The 22,357-nt window shown below is 34.9% G+C and carries 23 protein-coding genes; 16 read left to right on the top strand and 7 right to left on the bottom strand.

The genetic code is table 11. The annotated features are described in order from the left end of the window. Window positions 1-22 precede the first annotated feature (22 nt). Both AC2A1D_RS08080 and katG read right to left on the bottom strand, forming a co-directional pair. Window positions 23-493 (bottom strand): hypothetical protein, encoded by a 471-nt coding sequence (locus AC2A1D_RS08080; protein ID WP_484043122.1) that lies wholly within the window; start codon window positions 491-493, stop codon window positions 23-25. Window positions 494-762: 269 nt separating this feature from the next. Continuing rightward, window positions 763-3,036, bottom strand: coding sequence for a catalase/peroxidase HPI (katG, locus tag AC2A1D_RS08075; protein WP_484043121.1), 2,274 nt, complete (start codon window positions 3,034-3,036; stop codon window positions 763-765). Between the two features lie 274 nt (window positions 3,037-3,310). Here katG and AC2A1D_RS08070 point away from each other — a divergent pair, with 274 nt between their 5' ends. The 5 genes from AC2A1D_RS08070 to proC all read left to right on the top strand — a co-directional run bounded on the left by AC2A1D_RS08070 (window position 3,311) and on the right by proC (window position 7,155). Then, a complete protein-coding gene (locus AC2A1D_RS08070; RefSeq protein ID WP_484043120.1) occupies window positions 3,311-3,775 on the top strand; it encodes a heme-binding domain-containing protein in 465 nt (154 codons plus the stop codon). A 1-nt stretch (window position 3,776) separates the two neighbouring features. Beyond that, the gene (locus AC2A1D_RS08065) at window positions 3,777-4,190 is read left to right on the top strand and encodes a thiol-disulfide oxidoreductase DCC family protein (protein ID WP_484043119.1); all 414 of its coding nucleotides are present in this window, start codon (window positions 3,777-3,779) and stop codon (window positions 4,188-4,190) included. Between the two features lie 72 nt (window positions 4,191-4,262). After that, on the top strand, window positions 4,263-4,922 hold the full coding sequence (locus AC2A1D_RS08060) for a DUF4290 domain-containing protein (protein ID WP_484043118.1): 660 nt from the start codon (window positions 4,263-4,265) through the stop codon (window positions 4,920-4,922). Next, window positions 4,922-6,229: a UDP-N-acetylglucosamine 1-carboxyvinyltransferase gene (murA, locus tag AC2A1D_RS08055; protein WP_484043117.1), complete on the top strand. Its 1,308-nt coding sequence runs from the start codon at window positions 4,922-4,924 to the stop codon at window positions 6,227-6,229. The genes AC2A1D_RS08060 and murA overlap by 1 nt, the downstream gene beginning before the upstream one ends. A 122-nt stretch (window positions 6,230-6,351) precedes the next feature. Next, window positions 6,352-7,155 (top strand): pyrroline-5-carboxylate reductase, encoded by an 804-nt coding sequence (proC, locus tag AC2A1D_RS08050; protein ID WP_484043116.1) that lies wholly within the window; start codon window positions 6,352-6,354, stop codon window positions 7,153-7,155. Here proC and AC2A1D_RS08045 read toward each other — a convergent pair. Next, window positions 7,136-7,558 carry a VanZ family protein gene (locus AC2A1D_RS08045; RefSeq protein ID WP_484043115.1) on the bottom strand — a complete coding sequence of 141 codons (423 nt, stop codon included), beginning with the start codon at window positions 7,556-7,558 and terminating at the stop codon, window positions 7,136-7,138. The genes proC and AC2A1D_RS08045 overlap by 20 nt on opposite strands. Window positions 7,559-7,613: 55 nt before the next feature. Between AC2A1D_RS08045 and lnt the strand changes: the two genes are divergently transcribed. From lnt to AC2A1D_RS08015, 6 genes are all read left to right on the top strand, one after another. Next, window positions 7,614-9,254 carry an apolipoprotein N-acyltransferase gene (gene lnt / locus AC2A1D_RS08040; protein WP_484043114.1) on the top strand — a complete coding sequence of 547 codons (1,641 nt, stop codon included), beginning with the start codon at window positions 7,614-7,616 and terminating at the stop codon, window positions 9,252-9,254. 123 nt (window positions 9,255-9,377) lie between these two features. Beyond that, window positions 9,378-9,617, top strand: coding sequence for a 50S ribosomal protein L28 (rpmB, locus tag AC2A1D_RS08035; RefSeq protein ID WP_312075525.1), 240 nt, complete (start codon window positions 9,378-9,380; stop codon window positions 9,615-9,617). A 7-nt stretch (window positions 9,618-9,624) separates the two neighbouring features. Further along, entirely contained in the window at window positions 9,625-9,807 is a 183-nt protein-coding gene (gene rpmG, locus AC2A1D_RS08030; RefSeq protein WP_039368104.1) for a 50S ribosomal protein L33, read from the top strand. Between the two features lie 20 nt (window positions 9,808-9,827). Further along, on the top strand, window positions 9,828-9,977 hold the full coding sequence (locus AC2A1D_RS08025) for a DUF4295 family protein (protein ID WP_073065401.1): 150 nt from the start codon (window positions 9,828-9,830) through the stop codon (window positions 9,975-9,977). Between the two features lie 134 nt (window positions 9,978-10,111). Continuing rightward, window positions 10,112-11,065: a signal recognition particle-docking protein FtsY gene (ftsY, locus tag AC2A1D_RS08020; RefSeq protein ID WP_484043113.1), complete on the top strand. Its 954-nt coding sequence runs from the start codon at window positions 10,112-10,114 to the stop codon at window positions 11,063-11,065. 65 nt (window positions 11,066-11,130) lie between these two features. Beyond that, window positions 11,131-11,394 carry a GlsB/YeaQ/YmgE family stress response membrane protein gene (locus AC2A1D_RS08015; RefSeq protein ID WP_484043112.1) on the top strand — a complete coding sequence of 88 codons (264 nt, stop codon included), beginning with the start codon at window positions 11,131-11,133 and terminating at the stop codon, window positions 11,392-11,394. A gap of 72 nt (window positions 11,395-11,466) precedes the next feature. On the opposite strand, the gene sppA is transcribed toward AC2A1D_RS08015, so the two are convergent. After that, window positions 11,467-13,221: a signal peptide peptidase SppA gene (sppA, locus tag AC2A1D_RS08010; RefSeq protein ID WP_484043111.1), complete on the bottom strand. Its 1,755-nt coding sequence runs from the start codon at window positions 13,219-13,221 to the stop codon at window positions 11,467-11,469. A 20-nt stretch (window positions 13,222-13,241) separates the two neighbouring features. Between sppA and folK the strand changes: the two genes are divergently transcribed. From folK to fmt, 5 genes are all read left to right on the top strand, one after another. Continuing rightward, window positions 13,242-13,658: a 2-amino-4-hydroxy-6-hydroxymethyldihydropteridine diphosphokinase gene (gene folK / locus AC2A1D_RS08005; protein ID WP_484043110.1), complete on the top strand. Its 417-nt coding sequence runs from the start codon at window positions 13,242-13,244 to the stop codon at window positions 13,656-13,658. A 20-nt stretch (window positions 13,659-13,678) separates the two neighbouring features. Beyond that, a complete protein-coding gene (locus tag AC2A1D_RS08000) occupies window positions 13,679-14,776 on the top strand; it encodes an OmpA family protein (protein ID WP_484043109.1) in 1,098 nt (365 codons plus the stop codon). 80 nt (window positions 14,777-14,856) lie between these two features. Continuing rightward, window positions 14,857-16,314: an OmpA family protein gene (locus tag AC2A1D_RS07995; protein WP_484043108.1), complete on the top strand. Its 1,458-nt coding sequence runs from the start codon at window positions 14,857-14,859 to the stop codon at window positions 16,312-16,314. Between the two features lie 81 nt (window positions 16,315-16,395). After that, window positions 16,396-18,297, top strand: coding sequence for a RecQ family ATP-dependent DNA helicase (locus AC2A1D_RS07990; RefSeq protein ID WP_484043107.1), 1,902 nt, complete (start codon window positions 16,396-16,398; stop codon window positions 18,295-18,297). A 77-nt stretch (window positions 18,298-18,374) separates the two neighbouring features. Next, window positions 18,375-19,322 carry a methionyl-tRNA formyltransferase gene (gene fmt, locus AC2A1D_RS07985; RefSeq protein WP_484043106.1) on the top strand — a complete coding sequence of 316 codons (948 nt, stop codon included), beginning with the start codon at window positions 18,375-18,377 and terminating at the stop codon, window positions 19,320-19,322. A gap of 82 nt (window positions 19,323-19,404) precedes the next feature. On the opposite strand, the gene ribB is transcribed toward fmt, so the two are convergent. The 3 genes from ribB to AC2A1D_RS07970 all read right to left on the bottom strand — a co-directional run bounded on the left by ribB (window position 19,405) and on the right by AC2A1D_RS07970 (window position 22,236). Next, window positions 19,405-20,526, bottom strand: a complete 1,122-nt coding sequence (gene ribB / locus AC2A1D_RS07980; protein ID WP_484043105.1) for a 3,4-dihydroxy-2-butanone-4-phosphate synthase — start codon at window positions 20,524-20,526, stop codon at window positions 19,405-19,407. A gap of 202 nt (window positions 20,527-20,728) precedes the next feature. Then, the gene (locus AC2A1D_RS07975; protein WP_484043104.1) at window positions 20,729-21,727 is read right to left on the bottom strand and encodes an LLM class flavin-dependent oxidoreductase; all 999 of its coding nucleotides are present in this window, start codon (window positions 21,725-21,727) and stop codon (window positions 20,729-20,731) included. A 143-nt stretch (window positions 21,728-21,870) separates the two neighbouring features. Continuing rightward, the gene (locus AC2A1D_RS07970) at window positions 21,871-22,236 is read right to left on the bottom strand and encodes a hypothetical protein (protein WP_484043103.1); all 366 of its coding nucleotides are present in this window, start codon (window positions 22,234-22,236) and stop codon (window positions 21,871-21,873) included. Between the last annotated feature and the right edge of the window lie 121 nt (window positions 22,237-22,357).

Raw genomic sequence — 22,357 nt, 5'->3', positions numbered from 1 at the left:
CCTCAATAGAAAACAATAAAAGCTAGCGAACCAAAAGATAAATCCCAAAACCAATACTCGCATACGCAAGAACCGTTAAAATATCTGCGACTGGCTGAGAAAAACGTCTTTCGCCAATTTGATCGGGATTAATTTGATTTTTGTGAAACTTGATAACTTCCTTCGGTTTGCTTACGGGATGCGCCACCAAACTATCTCTTTCCCATCGGTCTACAAGTATTTTATAACTTTTATCGCCCACTTCAATTTGATATTTTTTGTTCGGTTCTAGTTTTTCTTGAACATTCACAGGAATTGCAACAGGTGCAGGAACAGCTGTAGGTTGTTGCATTTGCGATTGCGATTGCGATTGTGTAACTGAAGAGACGTTTGATTTTAAATTTTTAGAATCTTGTCCGTTTTCAACAGGAATTTCCACCGGTTTTTTCACCTTGTACGTGTAGCAACTCGCCAAAGAAAATAATATCACGAAGAAATAAACAGTTTTTTGCATTAGCCAAATTTAAGAATTAAACGTATTAATTGGTAATTTCTTTTAAAAGAACTTGTTTTTAATATTTTCCAGTTTACATTTCTTCCTTTTTATTTTAACACAAAGTTCTTTTTACAACTACTTTTTGATATTTCACTTAGCCAAGCACACAAAGATTTCTTATTAGTCGAAGTTTCAAATATTTACAAACAAAAATTTTTAATTATGATTAACCAAAAAGCCACCAAATAAATTTCGGTGGCTTCTTTTGTATAGGTTTAATTAAAAAACTACTTCAGATCAAAACGATCCAAATTCATTACTTTAGTCCAAGCTTTTACGAAATCTTTTACAAATTTCTCTTTTGCATCTGCCGAAGCATACACTTCTGCAATCGCTCTCAGTTCAGCATTTGAGCCAAAAACTAAATCCGCTCTTGTTGCAGACCATTTCCAATCGCCAGAATTTCTATCAACACCTTCATAAAGCTCTCTATCTTTCGAAGTTGCTTTCCATTGCGTATTCATATCAAGAAGATTTACGAAGAAATCATTGCTCAACACTTCAGAATTCTGTGTGAAAACTCCATGTTTAGAACCATCATAATTGGTGTCTAAAACTCTCATTCCTCCCAAAAGAACTGCCATTTCAGGAGCTGTCAACGTCAAAAGATTTGCTTTATCAATTAAAAGAGATTCTGTAGAAACATTTCTATTTCCTTTTCTGTAATTTCTAAAACCATCTGCAACAGGCTCTAAATAGCCTACAGATTCTACATCTGTTTGCGCTTGAGAAGCATCCGTTCTTCCTACATTAAAAGGAACTGAAACATTGAAACCGCCATTAGAAGCCGCTTTTTCTACCGCCGCATTTCCTGCCAAAACAATAATATCTGCTAAAGAAACTTTCTTATTTCCGCTTTGTGAAGCATTAAAATTATTTTGAATAGACTCTAATTTATCTAAAACGTTCTGTAATTGTGAAGGATTATTTACTGCCCAATATTTTTGCGGAGCCAAACGAATTCTTGCGCCATTTGCACCACCACGCTTGTCGCTTCCTCTAAAAGTTGAAGCCGATGCCCAAGCTGTAGAAACCAATTCTGCAATACTTAATCCTGAATTTAAAATTTCTGCTTTTAAATTTTGTGCATCATTTTCATCAATCAATTCATAATCTGCAGCAGGAAGTGGGTCTTGCCAAATTAATTCTTCCGTAGGAACTTCTACACCTAAATATCTTGCTTTTGGCCCCATATCTCTATGCGTAAGCTTAAACCAAGCTCTTGCAAAAGCATCTGCAAACTCGTCAGGATTTTCGTAAAAACGTCTTGATATTTTTTCATAAACAGGGTCTAATCTTAACGATAAATCAGTCGTTAACATGGTTGGTTTATGTTTTTTAGAAGAATCAAAAGCATCAGGAATAATTTCTTCACCTCCCTTTGCTACCCATTGATGAGCTCCAGCAGGACTTTTTGTAAGCTCCCACTCGTTTTCAAATAAGTTTTTAAAGAAATAATTACTCCATTGTGTTGGTGTTTCCGTCCAAGTAACTTCCAAACCACTTGTAATAGCATCTTTACCAACACCAGTTCCATAAGAGCTTTCCCAGCCGAAACCTTGAGAAGCCAAATCTGCCGCTTCAGGTTCTTTACCAACATGATCTGCAGGACCTGCTCCGTGAGTTTTCCCAAAAGTATGACCGCCCGCAATTAAAGCAACCGTTTCTTCATCGTTCATTGCCATTCTTCCGAACGTATCACGAATATCTTTCGCTGCTGCAATTGGGTCCGGATTACCGTTTGGACCTTCTGGATTTACGTAAATTAATCCCATATGCGAAGCTGCTAAAGGCTTTTCTAAATCTTTACTATGCATTACTCCATCCGCATTTTCATCAGAAGAAACAACTCCATGCCCACTTACACCTGCTTCACCGGCAGAATAACGCTCCTCATTACCCAACCAAGTATGCTCTGAACCCCAATAAATATCTTGATCCGCTTCCCAAACATCTTCTCTACCACCTGCAAAACCAAATGTTTTGAAACCCATAGATTCTAAGGCAACATTCCCAGTAAGAATCATTAAATCTGCCCAAGAAATTTTATTTCCATATTTCTGTTTGATTGGCCACAAAAGTCTTCTTGCTTTATCTAAACTCACATTATCCGGCCAGCTGTTTAATGGAGCAAATCTTTGCTGACCTCTTCCTCCACCACCTCTTCCATCAAAAACTCTATACGTTCCTGCACTGTGCCACGCCATTCTGATGAACAAAGGACCGTAATGACCAAAATCTGCAGGCCACCAATCTTGAGAATCAGTCATTAATGCATGTAAATCTTTTTTTAAACCTTCATAATCTAAAGATTTAAATGCTTCAGCGTAATCAAAATTTTCATCCATTGGGTCTGAAAGTTTTGAATGCTGACGTAAAATATCTACTCTAAGCTGCTTTGGCCACCAATCGCGGTTATCTGTACCACCACCTGCAACCGTTTGGTTAAGTTGCCCGTTATGAAATGGGCATTTGCTGATGTCTCCTTTTGCGTTTTCCATATTATGAATTTTTTAAATGTTTAATTTGATGCAAATGTAAATCAGACTTATGATAAACACAATCTATTGATAAAATTTTTACGATTTATAAAAACTATAAAATATTCTGATTCTCATTAAATTTAGTCAATTTTTAAATTTAAAAACCAATAATGCCGAAGATTATTTTGGTTGATAAAATTTAGATTGTTTCTAATCGACATAATCACTATCTTAACTTTTTTATTTTGGTAAGAAGATTGTAGCAATTTTAAAAACATTAAAAAAATACATTATGGTAAAAAAGATTATAGTTATAGTATTGGTAGCTTTTGTAATCATACAGTTTTTCCCAATCGACAAAACAAACCCTCCATTGGAACCGGGTATGGATTTTATCAACATTAAAAATACGCCACCCGATGTTGCCAAACTTATTAAAACATCTTGCTACGATTGCCATAGCAACGAAACAAAATATCCTTGGTACGCAAGTATCGCACCTTCTTCTTGGTTTTTGAAACATCATATCGATGAAGGTCGTAGAGAACTCAATTTTTCAACTTTTGCAACTTACGAAACCAAAAGACAAATCCATAAAATGGAAGAAACTGTAGAGATGATCGAGAAAAAAGAAATGCCTCTAGAATCTTATTACATCGGTCATCAAGACGCAAAACTTTCTGATGCAGACAGAAAAAAATTGGTAGATTATTTTAAACTTCAGATTAAGGACACCCAAATAAAATCAGGTCAATAAAGTGGAAAACAAAGACCAAAAACATATTATTTTCTTCGACGGAGAATGTGGAGTTTGCAACTTTTGGGTTCAATGGATTTTAGAAAGAGACCACAAAAACCAGTTTCTATTCGCTTCCCTACAATCCGATTTTGGACAGAAATTTTTACGTGACAGAAATTTAAACCAAAAAGAATTCAACACCCTTTATCTTTGGAAGGAAAACTCTTATTATTTGGTGAAATCTGGCGCAGTTCTTCAGGTTTTAAATCTTCTAGGAGGAATCTATCAAATTGGAGGTTTTACAGGAAAAATTATTCCCAAACTCTTAGCAGACCAACTTTACGATGCTATTTCCAGAAACAGAATGAAACTTAGCAATCAAAAATGTTTTTTACCCACTCAAGAAGAAAGGAAGAAGTTTATTGATGTCTAACTATGGTTAAATATTTTTAAACTTTAAATATTTTCTGACTGATTTTTCTTTTAATCCATATATTTGCACATTATGGAATACAATACCCAAAAAACACAGCTTAACATGCCAGAATATGGCAGAATTATACAACAGTTGGTTGAGCGTTGCAAAGAGCTTCCTACAAGAGAGGAAAGAAGCGAAATGGCAATGGCTATCATCGATTTTATGGGACAAAGAAACCCTCACCTTAGAGACGAAGAAAATTATAAACATAAACTTTGGGACCATTTATACATTCTTGCCAATTATGAGCTCGATGTAGAATCTCCCTACCCTTTTCCTACACCAGAAGAACTTGCTGAAAAGCCTAAAAAAATGGAGTACCCTAAACTTCAAGGGGATTTCAAATTTTATGGCAAAAGTATTCTTCAATTGATAGAAAAAGCCATAGAGCTAGAAGCTGGTGACGAAAAAGAAGCCCTAATTGAAGTAATTGCCAACAACATGAAGAAGTCTTATAATGTCTACAACAAAGAGCACGTTACAGACGATGTAATCTTCAGACATTTGAAAGAACTTTCTGAAAACAGACTAGATCTTACCGGTATCGACAGTTTAGAAAAAAGTAAAATCTACTACGCGAATAATAACAACAGAAACAACAATAACAAAAACGCCAATAACAACAAAAACCAACAAGCAAAAAGAAGATTCAATAACAATAACAACAATCATAAGAACAGAAGATAATGAGTGGAACATTTCAGATAAGAGGAGGAAAAAGATTGCATGGAGAAATTACTCCACAAGGTGCAAAAAACGAGGCACTACAAATTTTATGTGCTGTATTGATGACTGATGAAGAAGTTAGAATCAAAAACATTCCGGATATCCACGACGTTAATAGATTGATTGAAATTCTAGGAGATTTTGGAGTAAAAGTGACTAAAAACGGTCACGGAGACTTCACCTTCAAAGCAGATGCTGTAAATTTTGATTATATTAAATCTTCTGAATTTAAAAAAGATGGAGCAAAATTAAGAGGCTCTATCATGTTGATGGGGCCAATGTTGGCTCGTTATGGTGAAGCATACATGCCAACTCCGGGAGGAGACAAAATTGGAAGAAGAAGATTAGACACTCACTTTCAGGGACTTGTAGAACTTGGCGCAGAGTTTCATTATGACGAAGAAGAATTTTTCTATTCTTTAAAAGCTAAAGAATTGAACGGGAAATTCATTCTTTTAGAAGAAGCTTCTGTTACTGGAACAGCAAACATCGTGATGGCGGCTGTTTTAGCAAAAGGTAAAACTAGAATTTACAACGCAGCTTGCGAACCTTACCTTCAACAACTTTGCAAAATGTTGAACAGAATGGGCGCAAATATTTCTGGAATTGGTTCAAACTTGTTAACAATTGAAGGCGTAACAAACCTTCATGGAACTGAACACACAATGCTTCCAGACATGGTAGAAATCGGTTCTTGGATTGGTCTTGCAGCCATGACAAAATCTGAAATCACCATTAAAAATGTAAACTGGAACCAATTAGGCGTTATTCCAAACACTTTCAGAAAACTGGGAATTCAGCTTGAACAAAGCGGAGACGATATTTTTATTCCGTCACAGGAACATTATAAAATCCAAAAATTTATCGACGGGTCTATTCTTACGGTTTCAGATGCGCCTTGGCCGGGATTCACACCCGATTTGCTTTCTATTATTTTAGTAGTGGCAACACAAGCAAAAGGAAGTCTTTTGGTACATCAAAAAATGTTTGAATCTAGACTATTCTTCGTAGATAAATTAATCGACATGGGTGCACAAATTATCCTTTGCGACCCGCACAGAGCAACAGTAATTGGTTTAAACCAAGAAACACCATTAAGAGGAACAACAATGGTTTCTCCCGACATTAGAGCCGGAAACGCACTATTAATTGCTGCATTATCTGCAGAAGGAAAATCGATCATTCACAACATTGAGCAAATCGACAGAGGTTACGAAAACATCGACGGCAGATTAAAAGCCATCGGTGCCGATATCGAAAGAATTTAACAGAGTCAGAGATGAGAAGATGGAAGTTTAAAACTAACTTACTCATTACCGATTACTCATTACTTATAAAAAACGCTCAGAGTTTCTGAGCGTTTTAATTTTTAACATCAAAAAGACACATTATGAAAATCGCCATCATTGGAGCCGGAAACATGGGTTTATCTTTTTCAAAATCATTTTTAAAATATGAATTGATAAAGCCAGAAAACCTTCATCTTATCACAAGAAACGAAAGCAAAATCACAAAAATTAAAAATGAATTTCCAAAATCGGAAGTCTCAATTTTTAATGAAGTTTCAGAAATAGATGCAGATTTAATAATCGTCGCAGTAAAACCTCAGGATTTTCAAAAAGCGGCAGAGAATTTTAAGTTTAAATTAAAGGAAAATCAAATGATTCTGTCGATAATGGCCGGAATTAAAATTGAGAAAATTCAAAATATTCTTCAACACAAATTAGTCGTAAGAGCAATGCCCAATTCGCCTACTCTTTTAGGGATGGGAATTACTGGCTACACCGCTGCAGAAGGCATTTCTTTTAGTCAGCTCATTAATATTGAAAGACTTTTAAACTCTACAGGAAGGTCGGTTTATTTAGAAAACGAAGAACTTTTGGATGGTGTAACAGCGCTTTCCGGAAGCGGCCCTGCTTATTTTTATTACATTGTTGATGCGATGATTAAAGCCGGAACCGAGATGGGAATCGATGAAAATCTTTCAAAATTATTTGTAAAACAAACGATGTTGGGAGCGTATCATTTGATTAATAATTCTGAAAAAAATCTGGAAGACCTTATCAAAGATGTTGCTTCGAAAGGAGGAACAACTGAAGCCGCTTTAAAAACTTTCAATGAAAAAGATTTAAAAGAAATTTTAAAATCCGGAATTCTAAATGCTGAAAAACGTGCTAAAGAACTAAACGGCTAAATTTCTTTTCTAAAAACACGCAAATTTGGTAGCCAAGAAAAACTCCGAAAGTATTGAGAATAACATCATCAACCTCGAAAATTCCGAGGCGGGTAAAATATTGCAATCCTTCTACGATTACGATGGATGCTACAAAAGTAAAAAGTAAATCGCGTAAATTTTTAAGTTTAGGAAAAACCCAACCCAAAAATCCAAACGGAATAAACATAACGACATTCCCAACAACAATACGCACAATATCCCACCAAGAAATGGTGTTTTGAATAAATTTTAAGGTAGAAAACAACGGTTCTACCCGAACAACGTTTTCCTCAAACTGAAATCTACCCATTCCTAAAAACATAAGGTAGAGCAAAAATACCGTGTACGGAAAAATGACAAATTGATAAAACTTCTTTAACATCAGAAGCAAAGATATTCATTTCAAAAACACTAAATTTGTGCGTTAAAGATATTTAATGAAACATCTATTACTCACGCTCATTGCAGCGATGTTGCTTTCGGTTTCATGGCCTACTTACGGCGTGCCGTTCTTCATATTTATTGCACTCGTTCCACTTTTAATGATGGAACATGATATCGCGAAATTTTCAAATTACAAAAGAAAAAGCTGGGTCGTTTTCGGGCTTTCTTACCTCTGTTTTATCATTTGGAATACGGTAACAACAGGTTGGCTTTACGGAGCAAAAAATCCGGACGGAAGCCATTCACTTTTAGCTGTTTTATTTCCAGTTTTGGTTAATTCCCTACTCTATTCACTTGTTTTCCAATGTTATCATTGGTTTAAAAAAGCGATGGGAACGTATTGGGGACTGGCTTTTTTCATTAGTTTTTGGATGTGTTTCGAGAAATTCCACCTCAATTGGGAATTCACTTGGCCTTGGTTGAATTTAGGAAATTCTTTTTCTGAATATCCAAAATTAATTCAATGGTACGACACATTAGGCGCAACTGGCGGAAGCTTCTGGATTCTAATTATTAATGTATTTATTTTTTACACTGTTAGAATTTGGCAAGCTGCTCGAAAAAGAAAAGATTTAATCATCAATTCTTCTATTATTACTGCATTAATTGCCGTTCCGATGCTTATTTCTATTGCGAAATACAATAGTTTTAATGAAAAACCCATCGGTGAAGTGAATGTTTTGATGCTTCAACCTAATTTAGATCCATACGCTGAAAAATATACGCAGGACAGTTTAACGATTACCAACGACCTTTTAAGTTTAGCAGAAAGAAATTCGACCACAAAAATTGACTACTATCTTGCGCCAGAAACCGCTCTTCCCGGAAGAGGTTCATTCTCAGAAACGGGGTTTGAAAAAAGCAGTATCTTAAACCGTGTAAAAGAATTTTTAGCAAAACATCCTGGTTCTACTTTTGCGACAGGAATTTCTTCACACAGATATTATAGAAGTGGTGAAACACTTCCGAAGGAAGCCTATCAAATTAATTCAGGAATTTGGATTGAAAGCTACAACTCAGCCATACAAATTGTTCCTAATCAAAAAGTAGAAGTGTATCACAAAGGAAAATTGGTTCCTGGCGTTGAAATCTTCCCTTACATGAGCTATTTAAAGCCTATTTTAGGAGACGCAATGCTTAATTTAGGAGGAACTGTTGCTTCATTGGGAATCGACAAAGAAAGAGTGGCTTTTAAGAATCCTTTCAATAAAGCTAAAATCGCTCCGATTATTTGCTACGAAAGTATTTACGGAGAATTTGTAACCGATTACGTAAAAAAAGGCGCAAACTTTTTAGCCATCATGACCAACGATTCTTGGTGGGGCGTTTCTGAAGGACACAGACAATTGCTTTCTTATGCAAAATTACGTTCTATAGAAACCAGAAGAGAAATTGCAAGAGCTGCAAACAGCGGAATTTCTGCTCATATCAATGCGCTTGGAGAAATTGAAGAAGACACTTTATATGGTGATAAAACTGCATTATTTGCAAAAATAAAGCTGTACGAAACCGAAACTTTCTACACCAGAACCGGCGACTTTATTTCAAGAATTTGTCTTTTTGCTTTTGGGTTTTTAATCTTCTACCTCATCGTAGATGTGGCCAAGAAAAAAATGAACCGTAGCAAGGCTTAAGTTTCATTTTCAAAATAATGCGGATAAAATTTTAATAAATAATTTTGCAAAGCACTTGTCTATTAAAAATATTATTCGTTATTTTGCAACCTCAAATATTTATACAAATAAGAACATCGAGATATGTCAAGAATTTGCCAGATAACAGGAAAGCGTGCAATGGTTGGTAACAACGTTTCTCACGCTAATAACAAAACGAAGCGTCGTTTTGAAATTAACTTATTGGAGAAGAAATTTTACCTTCCAGAGCAAGAAAAGCACGTTACTTTAAAAGTTTCAGCTCATGGATTGAGAGTGATTAACAAGATTGGAATCGAGGAAGCTCTTGAGAGAGCAGCTAGAAACGGATTTATTAAAAAATAATTAAATCATGGCAAAAAAAGGAAACAGAGTTCAAGTAATTCTTGAATGCACAGAGCATAAAGAAAGCGGAGTAGCTGGAATGTCTAGATACATTACTACTAAAAACAAAAAGAACACTACAGAAAGATTGGAGCTTAAGAAGTACAATCCAGTTCTTAAAAAAGTTACCGTACACAAAGAAATCAAGTAATTTATAAAATATAATTTACCATGGCAAAGAAAGTAGTAGCAACCCTACAAACTGGGTCTAAAAAAATGACCAAAGTAGTGAAAATGGTGAAGTCTTCTAAATCAGGAGCTTACGTTTTCGAAGAAAAAGTAATGAACGCAGACGAAGTAGAAGGTTATTTGAAAAAATAATTACTTCGTACTATCGAAATACAAAAACTATCCGGCTTTCGGGTAGTTTTTTTGTTATATTTGTTCCTCGAAATTTTACGTTTAAAAAAATGTAAAATTATTTATCCATTATCATTAATCATTGATACAAAAGAATGAGTTGGTTTAAAAACATTTTTAAAAAAGAAGAAAAAGAAACGCTTGATAAAGGTTTAGAAAAATCGAGTCAAGGCTTTTTCGAAAAAATGACAAAAGCCGTTGTCGGCAAATCTAAAGTAGATGATGAGGTACTAGACGACTTAGAAGAGATCCTCATAGCATCCGACGTCGGCGCGTCTACCACCATCAAAATTATCGGAAGAATTGAAGAACGCGTTGCAAGGGATAAATATGTTGGGGTTGGTGAACTCGATAAAATCCTTCGTGAAGAAATCTCTGGTTTACTTCTTGAAAATCCGCACCGCGGAACAGGAAATATTGATGTTTCAAAAAAACCGTATGTAATTATGGTTGTTGGAGTAAATGGTGTTGGTAAAACCACAACGATCGGGAAATTGGCTCATCAATTTAAATCTGAAGGCAAAAAAGTAGTTCTTGGAGCTGCAGATACCTTTAGAGCCGCAGCAGTAGACCAATTGGTAATTTGGAGCGAAAGAGTGGGTGTTCCTATCGTAAAACAGGAAATGGGTTCTGATCCTGCTTCTGTAGCCTTCGACACGGTACAAAGTGCGGTTGCTCAAAATGCAGATGTGGTCATTATTGATACCGCTGGAAGACTTCACAATAAAATTAATTTGATGAATGAACTTTCTAAAATTAAAAGAGTGATGCAAAAGGTAATTCCTGATGCGCCACACGAAATTCTATTGGTTTTAGATGGTTCTACAGGGCAAAACGCTTTCGAGCAGGCAAAACAGTTTACCGCAGCTACAGAAGTGAATGCTTTAGCCGTTACAAAACTTGACGGAACAGCAAAAGGCGGTGTTGTAATCGGAATTTCAGACCAGTTCCAAATCCCCGTAAAATATATTGGTGTAGGAGAAAAAATGCACGATCTTCAATTGTTTAATGGAAGCGAATTTGTAGATTCTTTTTTCAAAAAACGATAAATGGTATGATTTTTTTATAAATTAGCTAACGTAACAACAACACTAATTTTTAAAAAATTTAAACTATGGGATTTATCACTTGGATCATTTTTGGTCTATTAGCGGGAGCAATCGCTAAAGCAATTATGCCTGGAAAACAAGGCGGAGGCTGGTTAATTACAATCATTTTAGGCATCGTAGGTGCTTTTGTGGGAGGATTAATAGGAGTTTACGTATTACATTGGGGAGACATTGGTTCTTTCTGGAATTTCAGAAGTTGGGCACTTGCCATTGGAGGCGCATTAATCGTAATTTGGATTTACGAAATGCTTACCAAAAAACAAGCTTAATTTATTTTCGATTTAAAAAACAAAATCCCGCAACTGAAATTCAGTTGCGGGATTTTTATGAAACAATATAAATTAGTCTATTTTAATCTGAAAGGGCATTTCCATCTTCACTTCAGATTGAAGTTTTCTATCAGAAAGCTGCATCAGAATTTCGTAATTAGTTTTCCCGATTTTATTCTTTAAAACTTTTGCAGAGATATCGTCTTCATTCATATCTTCAAAAATCTGTTCAAAAGCGGTTTTTTCTTGCGGATAAGATTTTACGCTATAACTTTTCACATTGGCTTTGGTTGCTGCAAATTTCACAGCGTCTTGTAAAGAACCTAATTCGTCTACCAAACCAATTTCCTTAGCACGAACACCGCTCCAAACTCTACCGCCACCAACAGCATCAATCTGCTCGAAAGATTTTTTTCTGTTTTGCGTTACAAAATGTACAAATCTTTTGTAAGTACCTTCCACGCTTTTAGTCATCATTATTCTACCATGAGGAGAAAGACCATTAAGCCCAGAAAAATAATTTGAGTTTGCATTGGTAGCGACAACATCAGAACGTACCCCATTTTTTGCTGCTAGATCTTTAAAGTAAGGCATTACACCAAAAACTCCAATAGATCCGGTTAAGGTATTTGGCTGAGAATAAATCTTATCTGCAGCCATTGCGATATAATAACCGCCAGAAGCTGCGTAATCACCAAAAGATACGATAAGTGGCTTTTTCTTTTTCAACTGTTGTAATTCAAAAAGAATTTCGTCAGAAGCATTTGCGCTTCCTCCTGGAGAGTTAATACGAAGTACTACCGCTTTTACTTTTTTATCTTCCTGAAGATCTTTAATGTATTCTAAATATTTTTCAGAAGAAATATCATTATACTCATCACCACTATTAATGGAGCCTGAAGCATACAATACCGCGATTCTTTCACTCTCTTTTTCATCATCATTAAAAGAATCTACATATTTATTTAGAGAAATTTTATACAGTTTATCTTTTTCGTCCAATTTCAACTTAGTTCTCAGCATTTGATCGTACTCAGTTTTTTGCATAAGCTTGTCTGCCAATTTAAACTTCACGGTTTCTTCTGGGATCATTCCGTAAAGACTATCTACAACCGTCTTGAATTGAGGTAATTCAATTTTTCTAGAAACTGCGATTTTAGCAGAAGTACTATTCCAGATATCATTCAGTAAAGTACTTAACTGCTCTTTATTTTCTGGCGAAATTTGATTGGTAATAAATGGTTCTACCGCAGATTTAAATTTCCCGTGGCGAATGACTTCAATGCCAATTCCGTATTTATCAGCGAAATCTTTAAAGAAAGTAACTTCAGTTGCCAAACCTTTCAATTCTATTCCTCCAGACGGATTAAGAAAGTATTGATCCGCCACCGAACCTAAGTAATAAGACGATTGAGACACTGTATTTCCGTAAGCATACACAAATTTGCCACTCTTTTTAAAATCTGAAATTGCATTTCTTAAATCATCAATCTGCGTAATTCCTGCGTTAATTTCGTCTGCTTCAATACTGATGCCTTTAATATTGTCATCATCTTTAGCTTTTTTAATAGCTTCAACAGCATCATAGATTAAAACTTCTTTGCTTTTTTTATTAAATGCAAAAAAATCTGCCTGAATTTCTGTAGGACTATCAATAATATCAGTTTTTAAATTAATGGTAAGTACAGAATTTTTCTTCACTTCTACTTTTGCATTATCACTGGCAGAGCCAACCACAATCATTATAATAAAAAAGAAAAAAAACAGAGCAAAAATAATTACTATAGCCACTATATTTGCTAAGACATTTTTAAAGAAACTCTTCATAAATAATAACTTTTACGAATATGTCGTACAACTATGCCGTTTTGTTACTCGGAAGTAACATTGGAGATCAAAAAAAAAATCTAGAGATTGCATTACAGGAGCTTACAAAAAATAATATTCGCATCATTTCTGAAAGTGAATTTTTGTATTCGGAACCCGTTGAGTTTGTTAGTTCTAATATTTTTTGTAATATTGCAGTACGAATTGAAGTAGATCTATCTCCAATTCAGCTTCTTAACTTTCTGAAAAATATTGAAAGAAAAATGGGAAGAACTGTAGATTCGGGCGGCACTCGCGAGTATACTGACCGATCTATAGATATAGATATAATAACTTATAACAATATAGCATTTTCTTCAAAAAGATTGGAAATCCCTCACTCCAGACATCTTTATGAAAGAGAATTTTCGCAAATACTGTTAGAAAGTTTAAAATAAAAAAACATAAAACATTTTGTATGAAATTAGGTTTATTATTGTTGGCTGCATTACCTATCGCAACTTATGCACAGGATAGTATTGCAATAAGTCACTCCAGCGAATATCCTAACACTTTTTCTTCGGGATCAGCAAACGTAGAACAATTTACCAACTCAAGCCGAAAGTTTAGAGACTGGGCAGTTTCTGTAGGAGGAGGTCCTGCGTTTATGACATTTTCTGATGTAACTTCGTTCCACGGAGGAAAAGTAAAATGGGGATGGAATGCTTATGCAAGTATTGATAAGCAGATTAATCACACCTTTGGTATCGATTTACAATACCAAATGGGAGAAACTAAACAGCAAGCAGAATTGGCAACCAATCCTGCAGCTGGAATCGCAAATGCATGGACTAAGTACCAACAAGTATCAGTATTAGGAGATATTAACTTTTCTAATCTATTAAGAAGGGTTGATAACAAATCTCCGTACAGATGGGCATTACATGGCTACCTTGGTGGAGGTCTTATGGCATTTAAAACAGAGTTGATCGACAACGACACCTCAAGATGGAGCACAAATCCTCCTAGAATTCCTATTAGAAATGATCAAAAACTTCAAATAGCATCTTTCTTCTGGCAAGCTGCGCTGGGTTTAAAGTACAATGTATCAAAACTTATCGATGTTGAAGCAAGAGTAATCTATATTAACAGTATGGATGAGGAATTTGATGGTGGTGGAGAAGGAAGATCATTAGATACTCCTGCCGGAGACAGAATTAATTACAACTTAATTAATGACACCTATTCAGATGCGGCAATGAGCTTTGCTTTAGGAATGTCTTTCAAACTTGGAAAACATCAAACGCATCTTGCTTGGCACGATCCTTTGCAGGAAATTTACGCACGTACATACGTACTGGAAAATAAAAATGTTCAATTAGTCGTTTGTGAAAAAGGAGATATTGATAATGATGGCGTATGTGATGATTGGGACAGACAACTAGATACACCAGCCGGTGCAAGAGTAGATGGCGCAGGTGTTTCTTTGGATATGGATCTTGACGGAGTTATTGATCTATATGACAAGTGTGTTACTGTGGCCGGTCCACAAGAAAACAACGGCTGTCCTAAGTAAACATAAACCTGTGGTTTATTTACTAGACAAACAACCGACTCTATTTGAAAACATTTAATAACAAAATAAAAAAATACACTATGAAATTAAGTTTAGCAATTGTTGCATTTGCTTTAGCGATTCCGACACTAAACTTTGCACAAGACTCGACAGCAGTTTCTTCTGACCAAAAGTATCCTAATACATTTTCGTCTGGTTCTGCAAATGTTTCTAAATTCACCCAAAAGTCTAAAAGATTTAATGATTGGGCAATTTCTGCAGGAGCAGGTGTGCCACTAATCCAGTCTGGAGACTTAACCTCTATAAAAAATGCAAACGGTAAAAACCTTTTTGGATACTCGATGTACGTAAGTATCGATAAAGCAATTACTCACGCATTTGGTTTAAACTTACAGTACGACAAAGGAGAAACTAGACAAGGTTGGTTTAATACAAAAGATAAAGCTCCTATGGATACTTCTGTGTACCAAAGGGTGGGCGCAAGAACTCAATATGACGCTATCTCTTTATTAGGAGACCTTAATATTTCTAACCTTTTAAGAAGAGTAGACAACAAATCTCCTTACAGATGGGCTTTACATGGTTATGCAGGTATCGGTATAATGGGATACAGAGCTTACCAAGAAGATGAAGCAGGGCAAAGACTGGCTACTGAAGTAAAATTATTTAAAGGTACTTCTATGTTCGGACAAGCAGGTGCTGGTTTAAAATATAAAATTAGCAGAAGGTTTGACGTAGAAGGACGTTTAATGTACGTTTATACTGGTGATGATGAATTTGATGGTGGTGGCGAGCAATATAGCGCGATCAACAAAAGAGAAGATCAGATTTCAGATAACTTCTTTAACGCTACTTTAGGTGTTTCCTTAAAACTTGGAAAACATGAATCTCACTTAATGTGGCATGACCCATTGCAAGAAATCTATTGGAAACTGGATGTTTTAGCCGAGAAAAACCAAGATATCGAAGTTTGTAAAAAAGGAGACTTAGATAACGATGGTGTTTGCGACGATTGGGACAGACAACTTGATACTCCTGCAGGAGCAAGAGTAGATGGTGCTGGTGTTGCACTAGATACAGACCTTGATGGTGTTATTGATCTTAACGATCAGTGTGTAACAGTTCCAGGACCAGTTGAAAATAATGGTTGCCCTACAACGATAGTAGACGCGGGAACTGTAAAAGAAGAAGAAACAAAATTAGATGGTATTGAATTTGACTTAAATTCTGACAGAATCTTACCTTCAAATACGCCAATTCTTAACAATGCTGTAAATTATATCAACTCTTCTAACGGAACTTACACTGTAATTGGAGCTACAGATACAAGAGCTTCTGATGAGTACAACCAAAAATTATCTCAAAGAAGAGCAAACAGCGTAAAAGAATATCTAATTAAAAATGGTGTTGAAGCTTCTAAGCTAAACGCTGTGGGTAGAGGTGAAAAAGACCTTAAATATCCTGAATGCGACCCTGCTGAAAAATGCCCTGAATGGAAAAACAGAGCAAACAGAAGAGTTTATTTTGAAGCTAAATAATTCAACTTCAATCATAAAATTAAAAGTCACGTTATTACGTGACTTTTTTGTTTTTGTGCCCTCCTTTTTTTATTTTTACCCATGACTTTGCATCAAGATATCCACGACCTAAAACTCCAATCCCTACAATTCTTTTGGGGACACGATTCTTTTAGAGATTCTCAAGAAAACATCATAGATTCTGTACTAACAGGCAAAGACACCGTCGCACTTCTTCCAACTGGTGCCGGGAAATCTTTATGTTATCAACTTCCAGCGATTATACAAGAAGGAGTTTGTCTTGTAATATCTCCGCTTTTAGCCTTAATGAAAGACCAAGTAAACCAACTGAAATCTAGACAAATTGAGGCAGAATATCTTTCATCAGAACTAGACGATTATGATTCTGAAGTAATTTATAACCGATGCAAAGACGGTCTTACAAAACTCTTGTACGTTTCTCCCGAAAGATTAACCAACCCACAGTTCTTACAAAACATGGAAGAAATAAAACTTTCTTTTATTGCTGTAGATGAAGCGCATTGTATTTCAGAATGGGGACAAGATTTCAGACCAAGTTATCAAAACATAAAAGAATTCCGACAAAGAAATCCTGAAATCCATTGTCTTGCACTTACTGCAACCGCTACACCAAAAGTTTTAGATGAAATTATATTAAAATTAGGCTTTAAAAAACCAAATATCTTTCAGAAAAGTTTTAAGAGAAATAATATAAAAATACATATTGAAGAAGTTTCTGATAAATTTCAGCGAATATTCAATATCTTAAAATACACAAACAAATCCGGTATTATTTATGTAAGAACAAGAAAAGAAGCCGAACTTTTAACCGAATTTTTACACAGAAATAAAATTACCAATGTTGATTATTTTCATGCAGGTTTAACCACAAAAGAAAAAAATATTCGCCAAAGTTTTTGGAATAAGAGCGACAACAACGTTCTTATTTCTACCAACGCTTTCGGGATGGGAATCGATAAAGACAATGTAAAATTCATTATCCACTACTCTCCCGCTCCTTCAATTGAAAATTATTATCAAGAAATTGGTAGAGCGGGTCGAGACGGCGGGAAAAGCTATGCTTTTTTACTATGGAACAAGCAAGAACTTATTAATTTTGATGATATTCTGAAAAATCAAATTCCTAATAAGACTGAATTTCTGAAAATTACAGATTACATCTACTCGAAATTTCAAGTGGCTGAATACGAAATGCCTGAAAATCAGTTCCAATTAAATATTACAGGAATTCAGAATTTCACAAAATTATCGAATGCGAAAATAAAAAATGTCCTTCAGTTTTTACACAACCAAGAAATTGTTTTTTATAATGCCAATAAAAGCCTTTCTTCACTAAAACTTTCTGTAAAAGCAGATGAACTTGAACAACTTCCTTCAAAAGATGCTTATTTTATAGAACTTTTGCTGAGAACGCTTTCAGGTATTACAACCCATAAAGTGATGTTTAGCGAACAAAAAGTAAGCGATAAATTGGGGATTAGCGTTCAATTAATCAAAGAAAGGATTAAAGAACTTCAGAAAAAAAATTATTTAGAATACATCGATGGCGCTTTGGCAAGTATAAAATTCTTGAAACCTCGCGACGAAAGAATGATGTCTGGAATTTATTGGAAACTTTTTGAACAAATTCAGAAGACAAAAATCACGAAGTGGGAAGAAATGAAATTCTTCATTGAAGACGATTCTTACTGCAAAATGAAGCTAATTCTCTCGTATTTTGGAGAAAAAAATACCAAAAATTGCGGAATGTGTTCTGTTTGCGAAAAAAATAAACAGTCTCTGTTCGGAAAAGATATTTCAGACGAAATCATTCACGTTTTGGCTAAAAAACCATCAACTATCGAAGAAATTTCTGTTCAGTTACAGTTTCAATCTAAAGATAAAATTTTAGAAAACTTAATTTATCTTTTAGATTCTGGAAAAGTAAAAATGTTGAATTTTAGAACATACACATTGGCATAAATAATGAGTAATTGGTAGTGGGTAATGTTTGTTGATGTTTGCTTATTTTTTAGATTTACATAGTTTATCTTTGCACCATGAAATCTTTAAAAGTTGTATTTTTAGGCACTCCCGAGTTTGCAAAAACTTCTTTGGAGGCTATTCATCAATCTCATCACGAAGTTGTAGGCGTAGTAACTGTTGCCGATAAAGCAAGCGGTCGCGGACAAAAAATAAACCAATCTCCGGTAAAAATGTATGCCGTAGAAAATAATATTCCCGTCTTTCAGCCTGAAAAATTAAGAAATCCAGAGTTTTTAGCGCAATTAAAAGCACTTGGAGCCGATGTTTTTGTAGTCGTTGCTTTCAGAATGATGCCAAAAGTTTTATTTGAAATGCCTGAAATGGGAACTTTTAATCTTCACGCTTCACTTTTACCTGATTATAGAGGTGCAGCTCCCATCAATTACGCTGTAATTAATGGTGAAGAAAAATCTGGCGCAACTACTTTTTTCATCAACGAAAAAATTGACGAAGGAAATATTTTGCTTCAGGAAGAAATGCAGATTTTACCTGATGAAAATGCAGGAAGTCTTCACGACAGATTGATGGAAATGGGTGCAAAATTAGTTGTAAAAACATTGGACGGTTTGGCAGAAAACTCAATCATAGAAAAACCTCAACCCGATGTGGAGCATCCTAAGAATGCTTTTAAAATTTTTAAAGAAGACACGAGAATCAATTGGGTGCAACCTTCAAAAACAGTGCATCAATTTATCTTAGGAATGTCGCCTTATCCTGCAGCTTTTACCACGTTAAAAATTGGTGAAGAAGAAAAAGGTTTAAAGATTTTCGCTGGAAAATTTGAATTATCAACCCACGGAAAACCAGTTGGAAGTCTTGAAATTTCTAAAAATGAATTTAAAATTTTCACCGAAGACGGAATGTATTTCCCTTCAGAATTGCAGTTGGAAGGTAAGAAAAGAATGAATATTAAAGATTTTCTGAACGGTTTCAGAAATTTCGACGAAATAAAAATGGCTTGAGAAATCAAGCCATTTTCTATATTTTTTTTTAATTAAGCTTCAGTTTAAAAATTATTCCGAAGCAAAATACACTGTTCACATTTTACAGCTGAACCATCTCACAAACCTCAACATCGTAACCTCCAACTTGCGGTTTTACATTTGGATTTTGAGTGATTACTTTAAATTTATTGATTCCTAAATTTTTCAAAATCTGCGTTCCGATACCGTAATCTCTGTAGTTGAATGCCAAAGTTGGATGCGTTTGTTGCCCATCTTGATAATTCAAAAACTGCTGCAATTTTCTTAATGTATTTTCAGAATTCGAAACATTGTTGATGAAAACAATAGCTCCTTTTCCGGCTTCGTTCACCATTGAAGTTACTTTTTCCAGCTGTGGTTTTTCACCGTTATTTAACCTTGTTAAAACATCAAAATACGAATCTGAAGACTGTACTCTTACCAAAACCGGCTCATCCACTGTCCAAGTTCCTTTTGTTAAAGCAAAGTGAATCTGTTCGTTAGACGTTTCTCTGAAAGCAAAGAAATCAAACTCACCAAAAGCAGTTTTTACTTTTCTTTCTTCCAATCTTTCGATAAGGTTTCCTTTTTTCAGCTGATAATGAATCAAATCTTCAATAGAAACGATTTTCATATCATGCTTTTGAGCAAAAGCATATAATTCTGGCAAACGAGACATTGAACCATCTTCGTTCATAATCTCACAAATTACTCCCCCTTCTTTTAAACCAGCCAAATGCGTCAAATCAATCGCAGCTTCGGTATGACCTGCTCTTTTCAACACACCTCCTTTTCTTGCACGAAGCGGGAAAATGTGACCTGGACGCATAAAATCTGTCGGTTTAGAATTTTCGTTCATCAAAGCTAAAACCGTTTTTGCTCTGTCTTGCGCAGAAATCCCGGTAGAAGTTCCATCGCCTAAAAGGTCAACAGAAACCGTAAAAGCAGTTTCTTTTGGGTCGCTGCTTCTGCTTACCATCACGTCTAGACCAAGCTCATCACATCTTTTTTCAGGAAGCGGCATACAGATAAGTCCTCTCCCGTGAAAAGCCATGAAATTGATGATTTCAGGTGTTGTAAGTTCCGCTGCACAAAGAAAATCGCCTTCGTTTTCTCTGTCTTCATCATCTACAACTATAATTATTTTACCATTTTTAAGGTCTTCAATTGCCTCTGGAATAGTATTTAGTTTAATATCTGACATTTTACTTTTTTGATTTTCGCAAAGATACTCATAAAAAAATGCATCTCGCAATTTATGTTTACACATTGTATTTAATGCGTAATTTTTCGTGAAAGTTTTAGTTTAAATGTTTATCAACATTTTAGAACACATTTATTTTTAAAATCTTCGATTTTCTTTTTATTCTAAAAAAAACTATGACTAAATCGAGTTTTAAATTTAGCTAAAACAAAGAATCTTTCGCCTTCTTTATAATTTCGTAAGACTTTAATCTTTTCTGATGGTCGAAAATATGCGAGGTAATCATGAGTTCATCTACATTAAATTTGTCCTGAAAACTTTTCAATTTCTCTGCAATTTCTTCTTGATTTCCAATAAAAGTATATCTTAACTTCTGCAAAACCATCGATTTTTCCATTGGCGACCAAACTTCGTCCATATCTTCAACAGGCGGCGCAAAAGGTTTTCTATCATTTCTAACAATATTTATAAATGCCTGAAACAAAGTCGTAGAAATTTTGTGTGCTTCTTCGGAAGTTTCAGCAGCAATTCCGTTTACACACGCTACAATGTAAGGTTTGTCTAAATATTGTGATGGTTCAAAATGTTCTCTGTAAATTTTAAAAGCCATTTCCATCTGTTCTGGGGCGAAATGCCCTGCAAAAGCATACGGAAGTCCCAATTCTGCCGCCAACCAAGCGCTGTCTGTACTAGAACCCAAAATATATAAAGGAATATCCAAACCTTCTCCCGGAATTGCGCGAACCAATGCATTCGAATTTTCTTTAGAAAAATATCTTTGAAGCTCTAAAATCTGTCTCGGAAACTGTTCGTTAATAATTGCTGGATTTCGTCCTAAAGCTTGTGCAGTTAAACCATCTGTTCCGGGAGCTCTTCCTAAACCAAGATCAATCCTACCTGGAAAAAGCGATTCTAAAGTCCCGAATTGCTCAGCAATAACGAGCGAACTGTGATTGGGAAGCATAATTCCGCCGGAACCAACGCGAATTTTTTTAGTTCCATTTGCGATAAAACCAATAAGAACGGAAGTTGCGGAACTCGCAATACTTTCCATATTATGATGTTCGGCAAGCCAAAATCTTTTATAATCTAAATTTTCAGCGTGATTTGCTAAAGACAAACTTTCCTGAAAAGTATCATTTACCGTTTTGCCCTGTTTTACAGGAGCCAAATCCAAAACGGATAGTTCAAAATTTTGCATATTTCAAATTTTAGGTTTAAAACCTAGCAAATGTAGAACTAATAAATGGCTCCAATAAAGTTTTGTAATTGAAAGCGTTTATGTATTACTTGTGAAAAAAACTATTGAAAAATGAGTTGAAATTGATATTCTTTAACTAAAAATCATTCATCAATTCTCTTAAAAATTTGCTTCTCCTTCCCTTCTTTTTTGTTTTGAAATATTAAAACATCTTTACTGAGCACTTGTATTTCAAATTCTTTTGCCTTCCCCATCATAGTAACCGTAATTACGCCTTTTGCTTTGTTAATAGAGTATTTTCCAACCATTCCACCAATTAATGCATCAGTTTCGCCATTACGCATCTCTAAATTGGCAGTGCTATCTTTTTTAAAATTAAAAACTCCGGTAGAAGCTGTGTTGGCGAAGGATTTTTGGGACCAAGTTCCGATTAATAAATCATAATTAAACTGTGATGGTTTTGTTGACGAAATCATCAATAAAGGAATGAATAAAAGTAATTTTTTCATAATGATTTGGATTTGAACCAAATATATAAAACACAACATTATAAAAAGCCGATAAACAAGACGTTTTTCATAGCCTTAAAATCACTTTAACATTTCTTTAACTTTATTTTGGCTTCATAAT

It is taken from the genome of Chryseobacterium sp. HNCC26DJ239, from assembly GCF_057180445.1.
The sequence above is the reverse complement of the archived record's forward strand: the minus strand, read 5'-3'. Positions and strand labels throughout refer to the sequence as shown.